Below are 16,167 nucleotides of genomic sequence, written 5' to 3' on the forward strand. Positions count from 1 at the left end.
CGTGCGCTCCCTTAAATCACGATCAAATCAGCCTGCAGCGCGCCAGCTTGTTTCAGCGCCTCCAGGATGGCCATAAGGTCGGAAGGCGATGCGCCCACCTGATTTACCGCACGCACGATTTCATCCAGCGTGGTCCCAGGACCAAACTTGAACATCGGCTTGGCTTCTTCATCCGCATTGACCTTCGAGCGCGGAACAACAGCGGTTTGCCCACCCGACAAGGGGTCTGGCTGGCTGACGATGGGGTCTTCGGTAATGGTCACCGTCAGACTGCCGTGGGTAACCGCAGCTGGTTGCACACGCACGTTCTGGCCAATGACAATGGTGCCGGTGCGCGAGTTGATGATGACCTTGGCAACGGCCTGGCCGATCTCGACTTCAAGATTTTCCAGAATCGACAGGTAATCAACACGCTGCCCCGGATCGAGCGGGGCACTCACCCGGACCGAACCGCCATCAAGAGCCTGCGCAACGCCTGGGCCGAGCAACTCATTAATGTGATCGACGATGTTCTTGGCGGTGGTGAAGTCTGGCCGATTGAGATTGAGGGTCAGGCTGTTGCCTTGATCGAAACCACTTGGCACCGGTCGTTCAACGGTTGCCCCGCCCGGAATACGACCTGCCGAAGGCACGTTGACCGTGATCCGCGAACCGTCCGCACCGCCGGCATCAAAACCACCCACCACCAGATTGCCCTGGGCAATGGCGTAGACATTGCCATCAATGCCCTTGAGCGGGGTCATCAGCAAGCTGCCGCCACGCAGGCTCTTGGCGTTACCAATCGAGGAAATGGTGATATCGATGGTTTGTCCGGGTTTGGCGAAGGGTGGCAGGTCCGCATGCACCGAGACGGCTGCCACGTTCTTCAGCTGTACGTTGCCGCCCTGCGGCACCTTGATGCCGAACTGCGCCATCATGTTGTTGAAGGTTTGTACGGTGAACGGCGTCTGCGTGGTCTGGTCACCACTGCCATTGAGCCCCACCACCAGGCCGTAACCGATCAGTTGGTTACTGCGCACGCCCTGAATGCTGGCCAGGTCCTTGAGCCGCTCGGCCTGGGCAACAGTGGCCAGCAACAAGGCAAAAGCGGCGCACAGGTATTTGTTAAGCATCATGTTGACCACCTTCAGAATGGCCACATTGGGCTAAGAAAGAACCGGCTCATCCAGCCCGGCTGTGAGGCATCGGCAAATGCGCCGGTACCCGAGTAGGTGATACGCGCATCGGCAATCCGGGTCGAAGACACCGTGTTGTCGGTGGCGATGTCATCGGCCCGCACCAGGCCGGCAATCCGCACCAGCTCATCGCCGGTATTGAGGGTCATCCACTTCTCGCCACGCACCAGCAGAATGCCGTTGGGCATGACCTCGGCCACCGATACGGTAATCGAACCATTCAGGCTGTTGCTCTGTCCGGCCTGACCGGAACCATCCGCTGAGCGGGTCGCATCAAAACTGGCATCCAGGCCCAGGGTGTCGTTGGTCATACCCAGAGCACCAATAGAGGCCAGCGGATTCTTTGGCGCTACCGTCATGCCAAACAGATTAGGCACGCCCAGGTTGGCAGAACTGTCCTTGCTGATCTTACTGCTGGTGTTCTTGCTCGCCTGGGTGCGCTCGTTCAGGGTGATGGTGATGATGTCGCCCACCCGATAGGCCTTGCGATCACCGAACAGGCCGTTTTCGAAACCAGCCTGGTAGATCGAACCGTTGTTCTGCGCAGCCGGAAGCGGCGTACGCGGCATCACCGGAGCGTAATAGGGATCATCCGGCTTGGCTGCAGGTGCCATACAGCCGCTCAAGGCCAGTGGGCCAAGCAGTGCACTTATGATTATCAGCCGGTTCATCTCTATTACCTCATGCGTTGCCTGGGATGGTGTACAACCTGAGCCACCAGTACCCGTTCAAGCGATTCCTTGCCGTATCCAAAGCCGAGCCTGTCGCTGAGCGACTAACCCGCTTTACCTATCAAAGATTTTGCGAAATAAAGCCGAGCATCTGGTCAGCGGTAGAAATGACCTTGGAGTTCATCTCGTAGGCGCGCTGCGTGGTGATCATGTTCACCAACTCTTCGACAACACTGACGTTGGAGTTTTCCAGGGTGTTCTGCAGCGTGGTACCCAAACCGTTGAGGCCTGGGGTGCCGACTTGCGGCGCACCGCTGGATGCGGTTTCCAGAAACAGGTTGTTGCCGATCGCTTCCAGACCCGCCGGGTTGATAAAGTCCGCCGTCTGCAAGTTGCCCACCACCTGAGGCTGCGGGTTACCGGTGGTGGTCACCGAAACGGTGCCGTCTTCACCAACGGTAAAGCTACGCACCTCATTGGGCAGGACAATGGCCGGCTCCAGGGCGTAGCCATTGGAGGTCACCATCTGGCCATCGGAATTGAGGTGGAAACTACCATCGCGGGTGTAGGACACCGTGCCGTCAGGCAACAGAATCTGGAAGAAACCACGTCCGTTGATGGCCAGGTCCAGAGGCTGCTCGGTGGTCTGTAAGCTGCCGGCGGTGAAAATCTTCTGCGTGCCGACCACGCGCACCCCGGTACCCAACTGCAGACCCGATGGCAGCTGACTGTCCTGACTGGACTGACCGCCCGGCTGGCGACGGATCTGGTACAGCAGATCTTCGAATTCGGCGCGATCGCGTTTGAAGCCGGTGGTCGAAACGTTGGCCAGGTTGTTGGAAATGGTGGTCAGGTTCATGTCCTGAGCGGACAGACCGGTCTTGCTGACCCACAGTGCCGGAAGCATATCGATTCTCCTCGGGCGTCGTTTTAACGGCGCCGCGTGCTGATAATTAGGTCATTTGCAAGACGCGAGCCATAGCCGCCGAATTGTCTTCGGCGGTGCGCATCATCTTGACTTGCAGTTCGAATTGACGGGACAGGGAGAGAATCGCAGTCATCTCTTCCACCGCATTGACGTTGCTCGATTCAAGAAATCCAGAGGTGATTTCCATGGTCGCATCAGCCAGCACCGGCTCTTGCCCCTTGAAGCGAATCAGGCCATCGGTGCCCTTCTCCATCTGCTTCAAATCCGGGTTCACCAGCTTCAGACGGTCCACCTCGGCCAGTACACTGGGCGCCTCACCAAGCGCACGAATACTGATGGTGCCATCCTTGCCAATCTCGATTTTCTGCTCAGGCGGCACGGCAATCGGCCCGGCATTGCCCATCACCGGCAAACCATTGCCGGTGCGCAACATGCCCAATGCATCGACATTCAGACTGGCAGTGCGGACGTAGGCTTCACCGCCATCGGGTGCCTGAACCGCCAGCCAGCCTTTACCACCCACAGCCACATCGAGATCACGCCCCGTCTCCTGCAAGGAGCCTGGCGTAAAGTCAGTCCCCGGACGCTCGCTCATGGCATAAGCGCGTGCCGGATAACTGTCACCAAAAATCGGCATTGAGCGGGCCTGTTCAAAATCCCGTCGAAAACCGCTGGTGGAAATGTTTGCCAGGTTGTTGGCGTGGGCTCGCTGGGCCAGGGTGTTGTTGTGGGCCCCCGTCATGGAGACGTACAGCATCTTGTCCATGGTTATTCTCCGAGTTGGGCTTACCGCCCGCTGCTCTATGCAGGTGATAAAGCAATGGCTGTGCCAGCATTCGAAAAAAACCACAAGCTACTGATTAATAAAGCTTTTAAAAAAAAGAAAGGGCTCCATCAGGAGCCCTCTCAGCGTCAAAGCGGCGTGCTTTTGCCGCTCATGACAGACCTATACACCTATCAGCGCAGGTTAATGATGGTCTGGGTGACCGCACTGTTGGTTTCAATGGTCTTGGCGTTGGCCTGGTAGTTACGCTGAGCAACGATCAGGTTGACCAACTGATCCGACAACTCCACGTTGGAGTCCTCCAGAGCCCCCGATTGCAATGCCCCCAGAGTGCCACTGCGCGGCGTGCCTCGTACCGGCTCACCCGATTCGAATGACTGCACCCAGGCGGTCTTGCCCACCGGCGTCAATCCTTGCACGTTGGCAAAGTTGGCCAACACCACCTGCCCTTGCACCTTCGACTGGCCATTGGTGTAGCGCGCGAAGATCACCCCGGTGTCGTCAATTTCCAAGCCGGAAAGCTGGCCCGTCGTATAACCGTCCTGACTCACCCGGTTAACCGCAAAACTGCTGGCAAACTGTGTCGACTTGCGAATATCGATGCCAATACCAGTGGCACTGGCGCTCGCACCGTTGGGCCCCCACACCGGCGGTACAGCCGTGTTAGGCGCCGCCGGCACCCAGGTGCTCAACTGGATCACGCCATTGGCATCCACGGTAAAACCTGTCGGCGTAGAGGCAATCAGGGCCGGCACATTCAGTTGACCCGACGCGGTGTAGGTCAAAGGCACTGTCGATGGCGTCGTAAGCGTCGGGTTGGTTGGGTTGCGCCCATCAATCAGCACGTTCATGTTCCAGGTATTAGGCCCCGTTTTGAGGAAATACTGGGTGAATACGTGGGCGTTACCCTGACTGTCATAGATATTGGTCGAAGTCGACGAGTTATACGACGTGGGGTCTGCCGGGTTAAACGGCACGGTGGTCGGTACCAAATTGGTGGAGTTCAGGTTGTAGACCTGCTCCAGACTCTCAGTCGCCCGCGGTTCCTGGCTCGCTGTTTCAATCTGCAAATCGCCGACAATACCGTTTTGCAGGTTACCGGCCGCATCCACCGTATAGCCCTGCAGGCGGTAACCGAAATTGTTGACCATGAAGCCATCACGATCCGTACCGAAGTAACCGGCACGGGTGTAGCTGACATCACCATTGTTGCTGGTTTGGAAGAAACCATTGCCGTTGATCGCCAGATCCAGGGCGTTCTGCGTGTAGTTGATATTGCCCTGGTTAAACAGTTGCGAAACGTTAGCCAGCAAAACGCCGCTACCCTGCGGGTTTGAGCCTGTACCCAATACAGAGGCCGCATATACATCGGCAAATTCGGCACGTGACTGTTTGAAGCCCGCCGTGCCCGCGTTGGCAATATTGTTGCCCGTCACATTGAGATCACTGGTTGCCGCACGCAGCCCACTCAAACCGATATTGAAGGACATGGATATCTCCTTTGCCGGAACTCCCGGCCATTAAAATCGCTGAATTACTGGCCGATGACCTGGACCTTGGAGAGCGGAACAGCTCCCAGCCCGGCCAGATTAAGCATCAGTTCCTTGCCCCCCAACGTGACGCTGTCAACGTTGGCCGGCAACATGGTGTAAAGGCCCTTGGTGCCATCGGCGTAAGTGGCCTGCGCTTCAAATTTGTAGGTGCCCGGCGGCAACACCTTGCCGCTCGCATCCTTGCCATCCCATATAAAGCTGACATTTCCAGCCGCCTGCTGCCCCAGATTGACTCGACTGACCGCAGCACCCGCACTGTCATAAACGTTGACATACACGTTACTGCTGGTTGCCGGCAGCACCAGACTGGCCTTGAAGCTTTGGCTGGTATCCACAACCGCCTTTTCACTGGGAATGATGACCTTGCGCCCGACCAGGGATGACGCCTGCAGGGCCTGCGAAGACTGATAACCACTGAGCAGCGAACTCATGCTGGTATTGAGCTTTTCAATACCCTCCACCTGACTGAACTGGGCCAGCTGAGCGATAAACTCACCATTGCCTTGCGGCTCAAGAGGGTTTTGGTTGTTCAACTGCGCCACCAACAAGTTAAGGAACTCATTCTTGCCCAGCTCCTTGTTGGTCTTGGTTTCATTCTTGATCTGATACTTATCGAGCGCCGAAGCACTCACATCGCCAACCGTACTCATGGGTATGTGCTCCTTTTATTCACGGGCTTACTGACCCAGGGTCAGTACGCGCTGCATCATCTGCTTGGCGGTGTTCATCATTTCAGTGTTGGTCTGGAAGGCCCGGCTGGCAGAAATCATGTCGGCCATCTCCTCCACCACGTTGACATTGGGGTAGTACACGTAGCCTTTTTCATCTGCCGAGGGATGATTGGGCTCATAACGCGGCATCAGGCTGCTCTGATCTTCAACCACCCCCAGCACCTGAACCCCAACCCCGGCATTATCCTGATCAGCAAACAGCGAGCCGCGGTCGCCGCCCTGGGCAGACTCAAAAACCGTGGCAAATACCGGATGGCGGGCGCGATAGGTCTGATCAATGCTTGAGGAGACCGTCTCGGCATTGGCAATGTTGCTGGAAATGGTATTGAGACGAGTGCTCTGCGCGCTCATTCCCATCCCGGCGATATTGAAAACACTGGCAAGTGACATGGCATCAGGCTCCTGTTATTCGCCGCGAAGGGCATTGACCAGCCCTTTGAACTTACTGTTGAGGAAGGTAAAGCTGGCCTGGAACTGCACCGAGTTTTCAGCGTAATTGGATTGTTCCAGTTGCAGGTCGACCGTGTTCTGGTCAATTGAAGGATGCAGCGGCGTGCGGTAAGCCAGACTGGCATCGGCCGACACCAGCCCCTCAGCAGGAATATGCTGGCTGTTGGTACGGTTCAAGCTGATCTGACCACGCTGACTTTTGGCGCTTTGCTCAGCCAGCACACTGGCGAACTCAAGATCGCGCGCCTTGTAATGCGGCGTATCCGCGTTGGCGATGTTGTTGGCCAGCACTTCGGCACGCTGGGCGCGAAAGCCGAGAGCCTGTTCATGAATGCCGAGTGCCCGGTCAAAACTGATGCTCATGGTCAGAAACCTTTGCCTGATGGCGTTGCTGTTTTCCGTGCAAGACCATAAGCAAAGCTTGTGCCACTAAATTTTATTCAAATATTTCAATCACTTAATCGGACACTGCAGGTAAATCCGAGGGAAAGCGGCAAAGCCTTTCCGCCTACTGGCAAACAGAGCGGCAACCTTCAGCCTGCCGCCATCACGCCGAACCGTGCGCATGGGAGATGCAAGCGCCACAGATAAACCGCTAAGCGAGGATCAGTCACACGACTCAGAACAGTTCAGCAACCCCAACGCCCCTCACGTACACAGACACCATTCATCAGACAATCACATTCAGCTTTGACAAGCATTCTCATTAACATTAGTATCTTTCGCATCTCACCACCCAGCCACGAGCATCAATCATGTACGTCTGTCTCTGTGAAGGTGTAACTGACGGTCAGATTCGCGAAGCCATTTACGAAGGCTGCTGCAGCTACCGTGACGTGCGGGCCACCCTGGGTGTCGCCAGCCAGTGCGGCAAGTGTGCTTGCCTGGCCAAACAGGTAGTGCGTGAAACCCTCAGCGAAGTCCAGAGCAGTCAGGCAGCACGTGCTTACCCAGCAAATTTTGTTGCGGCATGATTGACTAGCACATCGCGCACAAAGAGAGCCGGACCAAGTGTCCGGTTTTTTTATGCCTTAAATTCAATACCTTAGCGCCCAAATGCATAACTTAAACATTCGTATTTATATTAATTTTAGCTTTGAATTCAAATACTTAGGTTTGACAGTCGAAAATCATCAGCCCAGAATTTAAAGCCAACTCCCTTGCAAGGCAGACGCAGACATGAAAGGCGACAAGAAAGTCATCCAGCATCTGAACAAGATCCTCGGTAACGAGCTGGTCGCGATCAACCAGTACTTCCTGCACGCGCGCATGTACGAAGACTGGGGCCTGAAAAAACTCGGCGAGCACGAGTATCACGAGTCCATCGATGAGATGAAGCACGCGGACAAGCTGATCAAGCGCATCCTGTTCCTTGAAGGCCTGCCCAACCTACAAGACCTCGGCAAAATCCTGATCGGTGAAAACACCAAGGAAATGCTTGAGTGCGACCTGAAGATCGAACACAAGGCGCACATTGATCTGAAAGCAGCGATTGCCTACTGCGAAAGCATCGGCGACTACGCCAGCCGCGAACTGCTTGAAGAAATCCTCTGCTCTGAGGAAGACCACATCGACTGGCTGGAAACCCAGCTCAGCCTGATCGAAGCCGTGGGCCTGCAGAACTACCTGCAGTCGCAGATGGACGAATAAGCCAAACGTTTACGCCATAAACAACAAACCCCGCACTTGGCGGGGTTTGTTGTTTATGCACGACCGATTTAGGCGTCGGCTTTCTGCACAGCGTCCTTGATCAGGGTTTGCAGCTCACCCTTCTCGAACATTTCCACCAGGATGTCACTGCCGCCGACCAGTTCACCACCGACCCACAGCTGCGGGAACGTTGGCCAGTTGGCATACTTCGGCAGATTGGCGCGAATTTCCGGGTTCTGCAGAATGTCGACATAAGCGAATTTTTCGCCACAGGCCATCACAACCTGCGCTGCCTTGGAGGAAAAGCCGCACTGCGGAGCGTTCGGCGAGCCTTTCATGTACAGCAGAACGGTGTTATTACCGATCTGTTCTTTGATAGTTTCGATGATATCCATTGGGCACCTCAGGACTTAACTTCCCGACTCACGGGTCGGCACGGTGGCGGCATTGTAGCGAAAAGCCGAGCGCAATGCTCGGCCTTCCCTGCCACATTCCTTGCGCCGAATGTCAGCCGGTCAAGCAGCCTCAACCTGTACCGGAACGCCGTTCAACGCCGCATTGCCGGACAGGGCATCGAGCTGCCGCTCATCAGTCAGGTCATTGGCGCTGGCCCCCGGTTGCTCGCTGGCAATCGCCATCTTTACGCCTGGCCGGGCATGCCCCCAACCATGTGGCAGGCTGACCACACCGGCCATCATGTCCTCACTGGCAGCCACTTCCACTTCGATGACCCCGATCCGCGAACGCACGCGCACCAATTGGCCATCGGTGAGCCCGCGCTGACTCAAGTCCGCTGGGTGCATCAGCAGCTGATGGCGCGGCTTACCTTTAACCAAGCGGTGGTAGTTATGCATCCAGGAATTATTACTGCGCACATGCCGGCGACCAATCAGCAGCAGCTCATCCGCCTTGGCAGCTGGCTGCGCGGCAAAGCGCTGCAGATCAGCCATGATCACCGCAGGTGCCGCTTGAATCTGCTTATTGGCGGTTTTCAGACGACCGCTCAGGTTGGGTTTAAGCGCCCCTAGGTCGAGCCCATGCGGGTGCTCACGCAGCGCAACCAACGACAGTTTATGTTCTGACTTGTCGCCGTAACTACCAAACCGCAGACCCATGTCGATCATCTGCTCGGGGGCCATGGTCGGTTTCAGCTCCACGCCCGTTTTGGCGGCAAAGGCTTTGGCCAGACCGACGAAGATTTCCCAGTCATGCAGCGCGCCTACAGGTTTGGCCAGCACAGCTTCATTGAAGCGAGTGACATTGCGCACCGCGAACATATTGAACGTGGTGTCGTAGTGATCATGCTCCAGCGGCCCAGTCGGCGGCAGGATCAGGTCGGCATAACGGGTGGTTTCATTGATGTAGAAGTCGATGCTGAGCATGAATTCCAGACCATCGAGCGCCTGCTCCAGCTGCCGGCCATTGGGCGTGGACAGCACCGGGTTACCGGCTATCGTCACCAGCGCGCGCACCTGCCCTTCGCCGGCCGTGAGCATCTCCTCGGCCAGGGCCGACACCGGCAATTCACCGCCGTACTCCGGCAAGCCGGACACCCGGCTCTGCCAGCGATTGAAGTGCCCGCCAGAGGTTGAAGCCACCAGGTCCAATGCGGGTTCGGTGCAGAGCACACCGCCGACGCGATCCAGATTGCCGGTGACCAGATTGATCAGCTGCACCAGCCACTGACACAGCGTACCAAACGCCTGAGTGGAGACACCCATGCGCCCGTAACACACCGCCGATTCGGCAGCGGCAAAGTCGCGCGCCAACTGGCGAATCGTTGGCGCCGGCACGCCGCATTGGGCGCTCATGCTTTCGGCGGTGAAACCGGCAATCGCCTGACGCACGTCATCCAGGCCATCAACGGCCAGGTGACTGGCGCGGCCGAGGTTTTCTTCGAACAGAGTATTGAGCAGGCCAAACAGCAGGGCAGCGTCCTGCCCCGGACGAACGAACACATGCTGGTCGGCAATCGCGGCGGTTTCGCTGCGCCGTGGATCCACTACCACCAGTTTGCCACCGCGTTTCTGGATAGCCTTCAGGCGCTTTTCCACATCCGGCACGGTCATGATGCTGCCGTTGGATGCCAGCGGGTTGCCGCCGAGGATCAACATAAAGTCGGTGTGATCGATATCTGGAATCGGAATCAGCAAGCCATGGCCGTACATCAGGTGGCTGGTCAAGTGATGCGGCAGCTGATCAACCGAGGTAGCCGAATAACGGTTACGGGTTTTCAGCAGGCCAAGGAAGTAGTTGCTGTGGGTCATCAGGCCGTAGTTGTGCACACTGGGGTTGCCCTGATACACCGCTACGGCGTTCTGCCCATGCTCGGCCTGAATCGCACTCAAACGCTCGGCCACCAGCACGAAAGCGTCCTCCCAGCCAATGGCCTGCCATTCATCCCCCACCCGGCGCATCGGCTGACGCAAGCGGTCAGGATCATTCTGAATGTCCTGTAAGGCTACGGCCTTGGGACATATATGGCCGCGACTGAAACTGTCCAGAGCATCGCCCTTGATCGAACGGATCTGCGTGGAACCGTCGTCCTGCACTTCGGTTTCAATGCTCAGGCCACAGATGGCTTCGCACAAATGGCATGCACGATGATGAAGGGTTTTGGTCATGGCCGAGCCTCTTGTTTTGATTCGATGTACGCAGCACCGCAAAGCATGACTATGGCGACAGTTCGGAGACTGCACCAGCAGGGTTCGCTGCGTGAATTGCACAGCATCAGGTCGACCGATAGCTACGTCTCGGCGACTGCCCCGCTCAACGGGCTCATGCAGGCAATTTGCGCCTGATCGGCGTTTGCTTATAAGATCGCGACTTCCCCGTTTCGTCGCATTGTGCGGCCACCCAGCCGCAGGTTCTGCCGTTTCTTGCATTCCACCAGGCCATTGAACCTGCGCCCTGCTGTCAAAAGGTAGTTGATGATGAGCGCAAGACACTTTCTCTCGCTGATGGATTGCACACCGGACGAACTGGTGGGGCTGATCCGACGCGGCATGGAGCTTAAGGACTTGCGTAACCGCAGCGTATTGTTCGAGCCGCTGAAGAATCGCGTACTGGGCATGATCTTCGAGAAGGCCTCGACCCGCACCCGCCTGTCGTTCGAAGCCGGCATGATCCAGCTCGGCGGTCAGGCCATCTTCCTGTCGCCGCGTGACACGCAACTGGGCCGTGGCGAACCGATTGGCGATGCAGCCATCGTCATGTCGCGCATGCTCGATGCGGTGATGATCCGCACCTTCGCCCACAGCACCCTGACCGAATTCGCCGCCAACTCGCGCGTGCCGGTGATCAACGGCCTGTCCGATGACCTGCACCCCTGCCAGCTGCTGGCCGACATGCAAACCTATCAGGAGCATCGCGGCAGCATCAAAGGCAAAACCGTGGCCTGGATCGGTGACGGCAACAACATGTGTAATTCCTATATAGAAGCGGCCATGCAGTTTGACTTCCAACTGCGCGTCGCTTGCCCCGAGGGCTATGAGCCGAACGCCACGTTCCTCGCTGCCGCCGGCGAGCGCGTACAGATTCTGCGTGACCCGCTTGCCGCCGTTGCCGGCGCACACCTGGTGAGCACCGATGTGTGGGCTTCGATGGGCCAGGAAGACGAAGCCGCCGAGCGCCTCAAGCTGTTCCAGCCCTACCAGGTCAACCGCGCCCTGCTGGATGCCGCCGCCGAAGACGTGCTGTTCCTGCATTGCCTACCGGCTCACCGCGGCGAGGAAATCAGCGAGGATCTGCTCGACGACCCGCGCTCGGCAGCCTGGGACCAAGCAGAAAATCGCCTGCATGTGCAGAAAGCGCTGCTCGAATTTCTGGTTGAGCCGGCGTACCACCACGCATGAGCCAACCTCTGCTAAACCTGCGCGAGCTGAGCTGCGGCTACCCCGGACACAAGGTGGTGCAGAGCCTCAACCTGCACCTGAATGCCGGCGATATCGGCTGCCTGCTCGGCCCATCAGGCTGCGGCAAGACCACCACATTGCGCGCCATTGCCGGCTTTGAACCGGTGCTGGAAGGCGAGATCCAGCTGGCCGACCAGGTCATCTCGAAAGCCGGTTTTACCCTGGCCCCGGAGAAACGCCGGATCGGCATGGTATTCCAGGATTACGCACTGTTCCCGCACCTGAGCGTGGCCGAAAACATCGGCTTCGGCATCCGCAAGCAACCCAACCGCGAGCGGGTTACTCAGGAACTGATGGAATTGGTCAAACTCGACCATCTCGGCAAGCGCTACCCGCATGAGCTGTCCGGCGGCCAGCAGCAACGCGTGGCACTGGCACGTGCGCTGGCACCGGAACCACAATTGCTGCTGCTTGATGAGCCGTTCTCCAACCTGGATGGCGAACTGCGCCGGCGCTTGAGCCATGAGGTACGCGACATCCTCAAGGCGCGCGGCACCAGCGCAATTCTGGTGACCCACGACCAAGAGGAAGCCTTCGCCGTCAGCGATCACGTCGGCGTGTTCAAGGAAGGCAAACTTGAACAGTGGGACACGCCCTTCAATCTCTACCACGAACCACTGACCCCGTTTGTCGCCAGCTTTATCGGCCAAGGCTACTTTATTCGTGGCCAGTTGCTCAGCCCGGACTCTGTACAGACCGAACTGGGCATGATTCGTGGCAACCGTGCCTATAACTGGCCAACCGGCAGCGCGGTCGACGTACTACTACGTCCAGACGATATCGTCTATGACCCGGACAGCACGCAAAAGGCGCTGATCGTCGGCAAGACTTTCCTCGGCGCAGCGACCTTGTATCGCCTGCAATTACCAACCGGTAGCCAACTGGAATCAATCTTCCCCAGCCACGCCGATCACTTGCCCGGCCAGCAGGTCGGCATTCGTGTGGCCGCCGACCATCTGGTGGTGTTTGCCGCACCCGGCAGCATCGCCGCCCAGGTCAACCTGGGTGAGTCGGGCGTGCGTCGCTACAGCAGCGACAGCTGACTCACCCCAACAGCAACCGGCCACTGGCAATCAACAGCGCCTGGCCGGCAATCCTCACCCGCTCGCCAACCAACTCACAGTGCAACTCGCCGCCACGCGCAGAACACTGGAACGCACCGAGCCGGGTCTTGCCCAAACGCTGCGCCCAGTAGGGGGTAAGGATGCAGTGGGTCGAACCGGTTACCGGATCTTCATTGATACCGATAGACGGCGCGAAGTAACGCGAGACGAAATCATGCTGCTCACCGGGGGCGCTGACCAGCAAGCCCAACCCCGGCAACGTGGCTACAGCTGCCAGATCAGGCTGCAAAGCCCGCACTACAGCCTCGCTCGGTAGAATCGCCAGCAACTCCTGGATTCCCTGCCCCTCATGCAATGCCAACACGCTATCTACCGGCAAGCCCAGCGCCCGCTCAACGTCTGCGTGTAAGTCGCACGATTGCGCGCGGCGCACGGGGAAATCCAGTACCCGCTTGGCGCCAGCACGACTGACCCGCAGTGCGCCGGAGAGACAGGTAAAATCAAGCACATCGCCCGACTCACCGTAGACCTCGAACAGCACATGAGCAGTGGCCAGGGTGGCATGGCCACACAGCGGCACCTCTGCCGTTGGGGTAAACCAGCGGATATGCCAAGCTGCGCCTTCCTTCACCACAAAGGCGGTTTCCGCCAAGTTGTGCTCGGCGGCAATCTGCTGCATCAAGGCATCGTCAAGCCAGCTGTCCAGGCGATAAACCATCGCCGGGTTGCCGGTAAATGGTTGTGTAGCAAAGGCATCGACCTGGTGGAATTCAAGCTGCATGGGGCGCACTCCGGATTCTTCGCACGTTAAAGCATGCCGAAAACAGGCTCCGTCTGCCCACTACAGCAGCGGCCAATTACAGCCATACAGCAGGCCATTAACACCGAGCCTCACGACAGCCGTCCAACAGTCAGGGCCCCTGCACCCCATAAGCATCCAGTAAGGCCTGCAAACGGCCATTAGCGCGATAGCGCTGCACACCCTGCTCGAAGAGCGCAACATAGCGTGGGCTGGACGCCAGCACTGGCGAAAATGCCAGGTAGATCGGCACATCCGGCACGCGGCAACCGGCCTCGCGCAACTCGCCAGTGTGCCCCAGGCTGGCCAACATGGCTTGCATGACCCAGGCGTTTTCCAACACCACATCGACACGGCCATGGGTGAGCTTGCTGATGTTCAACGTCAGCGCAGTGTCGCCAGCGGCAATCTGAATGCGTTCACTATCACCATGATGCAACGCAATGTAGGCATTCAATTGATCGCCATAACTGTAGTCATTGATCACCCCGAGGCGTTGCCCGGCGAGCGAGGCAATACCGGTAAAACGCCAGTAGGACGCCTGCCGGGTGAAAAAGCAGTTCCGCGACGATGCCACAGGCGTAGCACCAAAAAGAAAGTCCGGTGCATCTTCAACGCCAGCACCGACGGCCGCATTCAACTCGCCACGCCGCACCATTTGTAAGGTACGCGCCCAGTTCAGGGCCTTGTACTGCACCTCAATGCCCGCCTCGGCAAAGATCTCTCGCGCCAGCTCAACGAAGATACCCGGCCGCTCGGATCCAGGCTGACAATTCACCGGACACCAGATATCGCCGGCAATCACCAGCGTCTCAGCCCGCAAACAACCGGCACAGCCGAGCAGTACCAGCACACACCCACGCACAACCAGCCAGCGGCATTTCGACATCCAAAGCCCCACGAAAGACCGGATTACTGGCAGTTTTACCACCCTCAGCCTTCGCTGCGCACTCTTTTCACCGCATCCAGCCAACCACCGTAGAGTTTATTGCGATGACTGTCAGCCATACGCGGCTCGAATCGTTGCTGACGATGCCAATGCCGCGCGATGCTCGCCAAATCCTTGTACAGCCCGGCTTGCAGGCCGGCCAGATAGGCCACACCGAGCGCTGTAGTCTCGGTGACTTCCGGACGCTCCACCGGCACCCCAAGGATGTCGGCGAGAAATTGCATGACCCAGTTGTTTTCCACCATGCCGCCATCGACCCGCAGTGCGCTGGGCTCAGCGGCGCCGTCCTGGCGCATGGCTTCGAGCAGGTCACGGGTCTGGTAGCACACAGACTGCAGGCCGGCGGTGACGATTTCCTTGATCCCGGTGTCGCGAGTCAGGCCGAAAATCGCGCCACGGGCTTTCGGGTCCCAGTACGGTGCGCCCAGGCCGGTGAAAGCTGGCACCAGGTAAACACCGCAAGCATCGCCGGTCTGCTCGGCCATGGCTTCGGTATCGCGGGCATGGCTGATCAGCTTGATGCCGTCGCGCAACCACTGCACAGCGGCGCCAGCGACGAAGATGCTGCCTTCCACCGCATAGGTGACCTGGCCATTCAGACGGTAACCGACCGTAGTGAGCAGGCGATTTTTCGAGGTGACCGGCGTACTGCCGGTGTTCTGGATCATAAAGCAGCCGGTGCCATAGGTGCTTTTGACCATACCTGGCTCGAAGCAGGCCTGGCCGATCAGGGCCGCCTGCTGATCACCGGCCATGCCCAGCACCGGAATCGCAGCACCGAGCAGGCTCGCCTCTGTACAGCCAAAATCGGCCGCGCAATCAAGCACCTCCGGCAGCAGGCTGGCGGGAATCTCGAACAGCTTGAGCAGCTCTTCATCCCACTGCTGGGTGTGGATATTGAACAGCAGGGTGCGTGAGGCGTTGCTGGCGTCAGTCTTGTGCGACTTGCCACCGGTCAGGCGCCACAGCAAAAAGGAATCCACGGTGCCAAAGCGCAGCTCGCCACGTTCGGCACGCTCACGGGCGCCCGGCACCTTTTGTAGAATCCAGCGCAGCTTGGTGGCTGAAAAATACGGGTCGATCAACAAGCCGGTCTTGGCCGCGACCGCCGCTTCATGCCCCGCTTCTTTCAGCTCAGCGCAATAGTCGGCGGTGCGCCGATCCTGCCAGACAATCGCTGGATGAATCGGCGTACCGGTCTGCGCATCCCACACCAGAGTGGTTTCACGCTGATTGGTAATGCCGATAGCCGCCACCTCACTGGCACTCAGACCACTCTGTTTAAGCGCCTCACGGCAGACCTTAAGAGTGCTCAGCCACAGCTCTTCGCCATCATGCTCAACCCAGCCATCCTGCGGGAAGTACTGTTTGAACTCCTGCTGCGCGCGCGCAACGGGCAACCCTTGAGCACTGAAGACAATCGCCCGACTGCTGGTGGTGCCCTGGTCGATGGCAAGCAGGTAATGAGACATGCAGATTTCCTTGTTTTTATAGGTTGT

The 16,167-nt window shown here is 58.1% G+C and carries 17 protein-coding genes; 4 read left to right on the forward strand and 13 right to left on the reverse strand.

The genetic code is table 11. The annotated features are described in order from the left end of the window. Positions 1 to 11: 11 nt before the first annotated feature. The 8 genes from OU997_RS01350 to flgB all read right to left on the reverse strand — a co-directional run bounded on the left by OU997_RS01350 (position 12) and on the right by flgB (position 6,655). On the reverse strand, positions 12 to 1,115 hold the full coding sequence (locus tag OU997_RS01350) for a flagellar basal body P-ring protein FlgI (RefSeq protein WP_177479994.1): 1,104 nt from the start codon (positions 1,113 to 1,115) through the stop codon (positions 12 to 14). An 11-nt stretch (positions 1,116 to 1,126) separates the two neighbouring features. Next, entirely contained in the window at positions 1,127 to 1,846 is a 720-nt protein-coding gene (gene flgH, locus OU997_RS01355; protein ID WP_108487311.1) for a flagellar basal body L-ring protein FlgH, read from the reverse strand. Positions 1,847 to 1,967: 121 nt separating this feature from the next. Then, entirely contained in the window at positions 1,968 to 2,753 is a 786-nt protein-coding gene (flgG, locus tag OU997_RS01360; protein WP_108487310.1) for a flagellar basal-body rod protein FlgG, read from the reverse strand. A gap of 46 nt (positions 2,754 to 2,799) precedes the next feature. Then, positions 2,800 to 3,540, reverse strand: coding sequence for a flagellar basal body rod protein FlgF (locus OU997_RS01365; protein WP_108487309.1), 741 nt, complete (start codon positions 3,538 to 3,540; stop codon positions 2,800 to 2,802). 191 nt (positions 3,541 to 3,731) lie between these two features. Beyond that, positions 3,732 to 5,048 carry a flagellar hook protein FlgE gene (gene flgE, locus OU997_RS01370; RefSeq protein ID WP_108487308.1) on the reverse strand — a complete coding sequence of 439 codons (1,317 nt, stop codon included), beginning with the start codon at positions 5,046 to 5,048 and terminating at the stop codon, positions 3,732 to 3,734. 44 nt (positions 5,049 to 5,092) lie between these two features. Further along, on the reverse strand, positions 5,093 to 5,761 hold the full coding sequence (gene flgD / locus OU997_RS01375; RefSeq protein ID WP_267808634.1) for a flagellar hook assembly protein FlgD: 669 nt from the start codon (positions 5,759 to 5,761) through the stop codon (positions 5,093 to 5,095). 27 nt (positions 5,762 to 5,788) lie between these two features. Further along, complete coding sequence (gene flgC, locus OU997_RS01380) at positions 5,789 to 6,232, reverse strand: flagellar basal body rod protein FlgC (RefSeq protein ID WP_108487306.1); 444 nt, start codon at positions 6,230 to 6,232, stop codon at positions 5,789 to 5,791. 15 nt (positions 6,233 to 6,247) lie between these two features. After that, complete coding sequence (flgB, locus tag OU997_RS01385; RefSeq protein WP_108487305.1) at positions 6,248 to 6,655, reverse strand: flagellar basal body rod protein FlgB; 408 nt, start codon at positions 6,653 to 6,655, stop codon at positions 6,248 to 6,250. 392 nt (positions 6,656 to 7,047) lie between these two features. Between flgB and OU997_RS01390 the strand changes: the two genes are divergently transcribed. Together OU997_RS01390 and bfr are read left to right on the forward strand one after the other, a co-directional pair. Then, complete coding sequence (locus tag OU997_RS01390) at positions 7,048 to 7,266, forward strand: bacterioferritin-associated ferredoxin (RefSeq protein WP_108487304.1); 219 nt, start codon at positions 7,048 to 7,050, stop codon at positions 7,264 to 7,266. Positions 7,267 to 7,471: 205 nt separating this feature from the next. Then, positions 7,472 to 7,942, forward strand: a complete 471-nt coding sequence (gene bfr, locus OU997_RS01395) for a bacterioferritin (RefSeq protein WP_090248283.1) — start codon at positions 7,472 to 7,474, stop codon at positions 7,940 to 7,942. A gap of 68 nt (positions 7,943 to 8,010) precedes the next feature. Here the strand turns inward: bfr and grxD are convergent, their stop codons facing one another. Together grxD and OU997_RS01405 are read right to left on the reverse strand one after the other, a co-directional pair. Next, complete coding sequence (gene grxD / locus OU997_RS01400) at positions 8,011 to 8,337, reverse strand: Grx4 family monothiol glutaredoxin (protein WP_267808637.1); 327 nt, start codon at positions 8,335 to 8,337, stop codon at positions 8,011 to 8,013. A gap of 120 nt (positions 8,338 to 8,457) precedes the next feature. Then, positions 8,458 to 10,566, reverse strand: a complete 2,109-nt coding sequence (locus OU997_RS01405) for a molybdopterin oxidoreductase family protein (protein WP_267808639.1) — start codon at positions 10,564 to 10,566, stop codon at positions 8,458 to 8,460. Positions 10,567 to 10,875: 309 nt separating this feature from the next. Here OU997_RS01405 and argF point away from each other — a divergent pair, with 309 nt between their 5' ends. Both argF and OU997_RS01415 read left to right on the forward strand, forming a co-directional pair. Then, positions 10,876 to 11,796 carry an ornithine carbamoyltransferase gene (gene argF, locus OU997_RS01410; RefSeq protein WP_108487301.1) on the forward strand — a complete coding sequence of 307 codons (921 nt, stop codon included), beginning with the start codon at positions 10,876 to 10,878 and terminating at the stop codon, positions 11,794 to 11,796. Next, positions 11,793 to 12,899 (forward strand): ABC transporter ATP-binding protein, encoded by a 1,107-nt coding sequence (locus tag OU997_RS01415; RefSeq protein ID WP_108487300.1) that lies wholly within the window; start codon positions 11,793 to 11,795, stop codon positions 12,897 to 12,899. The genes argF and OU997_RS01415 overlap by 4 nt, the downstream gene beginning before the upstream one ends. A 1-nt stretch (position 12,900) precedes the next feature. Here the strand turns inward: OU997_RS01415 and OU997_RS01420 are convergent, their stop codons facing one another. The 3 genes from OU997_RS01420 to glpK all read right to left on the reverse strand — a co-directional run bounded on the left by OU997_RS01420 (position 12,901) and on the right by glpK (position 16,140). Continuing rightward, a complete protein-coding gene (locus OU997_RS01420; RefSeq protein ID WP_108487299.1) occupies positions 12,901 to 13,701 on the reverse strand; it encodes a PhzF family phenazine biosynthesis protein in 801 nt (266 codons plus the stop codon). Positions 13,702 to 13,831: 130 nt separating this feature from the next. Then, positions 13,832 to 14,608 (reverse strand): substrate-binding periplasmic protein, encoded by a 777-nt coding sequence (locus OU997_RS01425; RefSeq protein WP_267808642.1) that lies wholly within the window; start codon positions 14,606 to 14,608, stop codon positions 13,832 to 13,834. Between the two features lie 44 nt (positions 14,609 to 14,652). Then, positions 14,653 to 16,140 carry a glycerol kinase GlpK gene (gene glpK / locus OU997_RS01430; protein ID WP_108487297.1) on the reverse strand — a complete coding sequence of 496 codons (1,488 nt, stop codon included), beginning with the start codon at positions 16,138 to 16,140 and terminating at the stop codon, positions 14,653 to 14,655. Positions 16,141 to 16,167 lie beyond the last annotated feature (27 nt).

This window comes from Pseudomonas sp. SL4(2022), from assembly GCF_026625725.1.
Taxonomy (GTDB): Bacteria; Pseudomonadota; Gammaproteobacteria; order Pseudomonadales; family Pseudomonadaceae; genus Aquipseudomonas.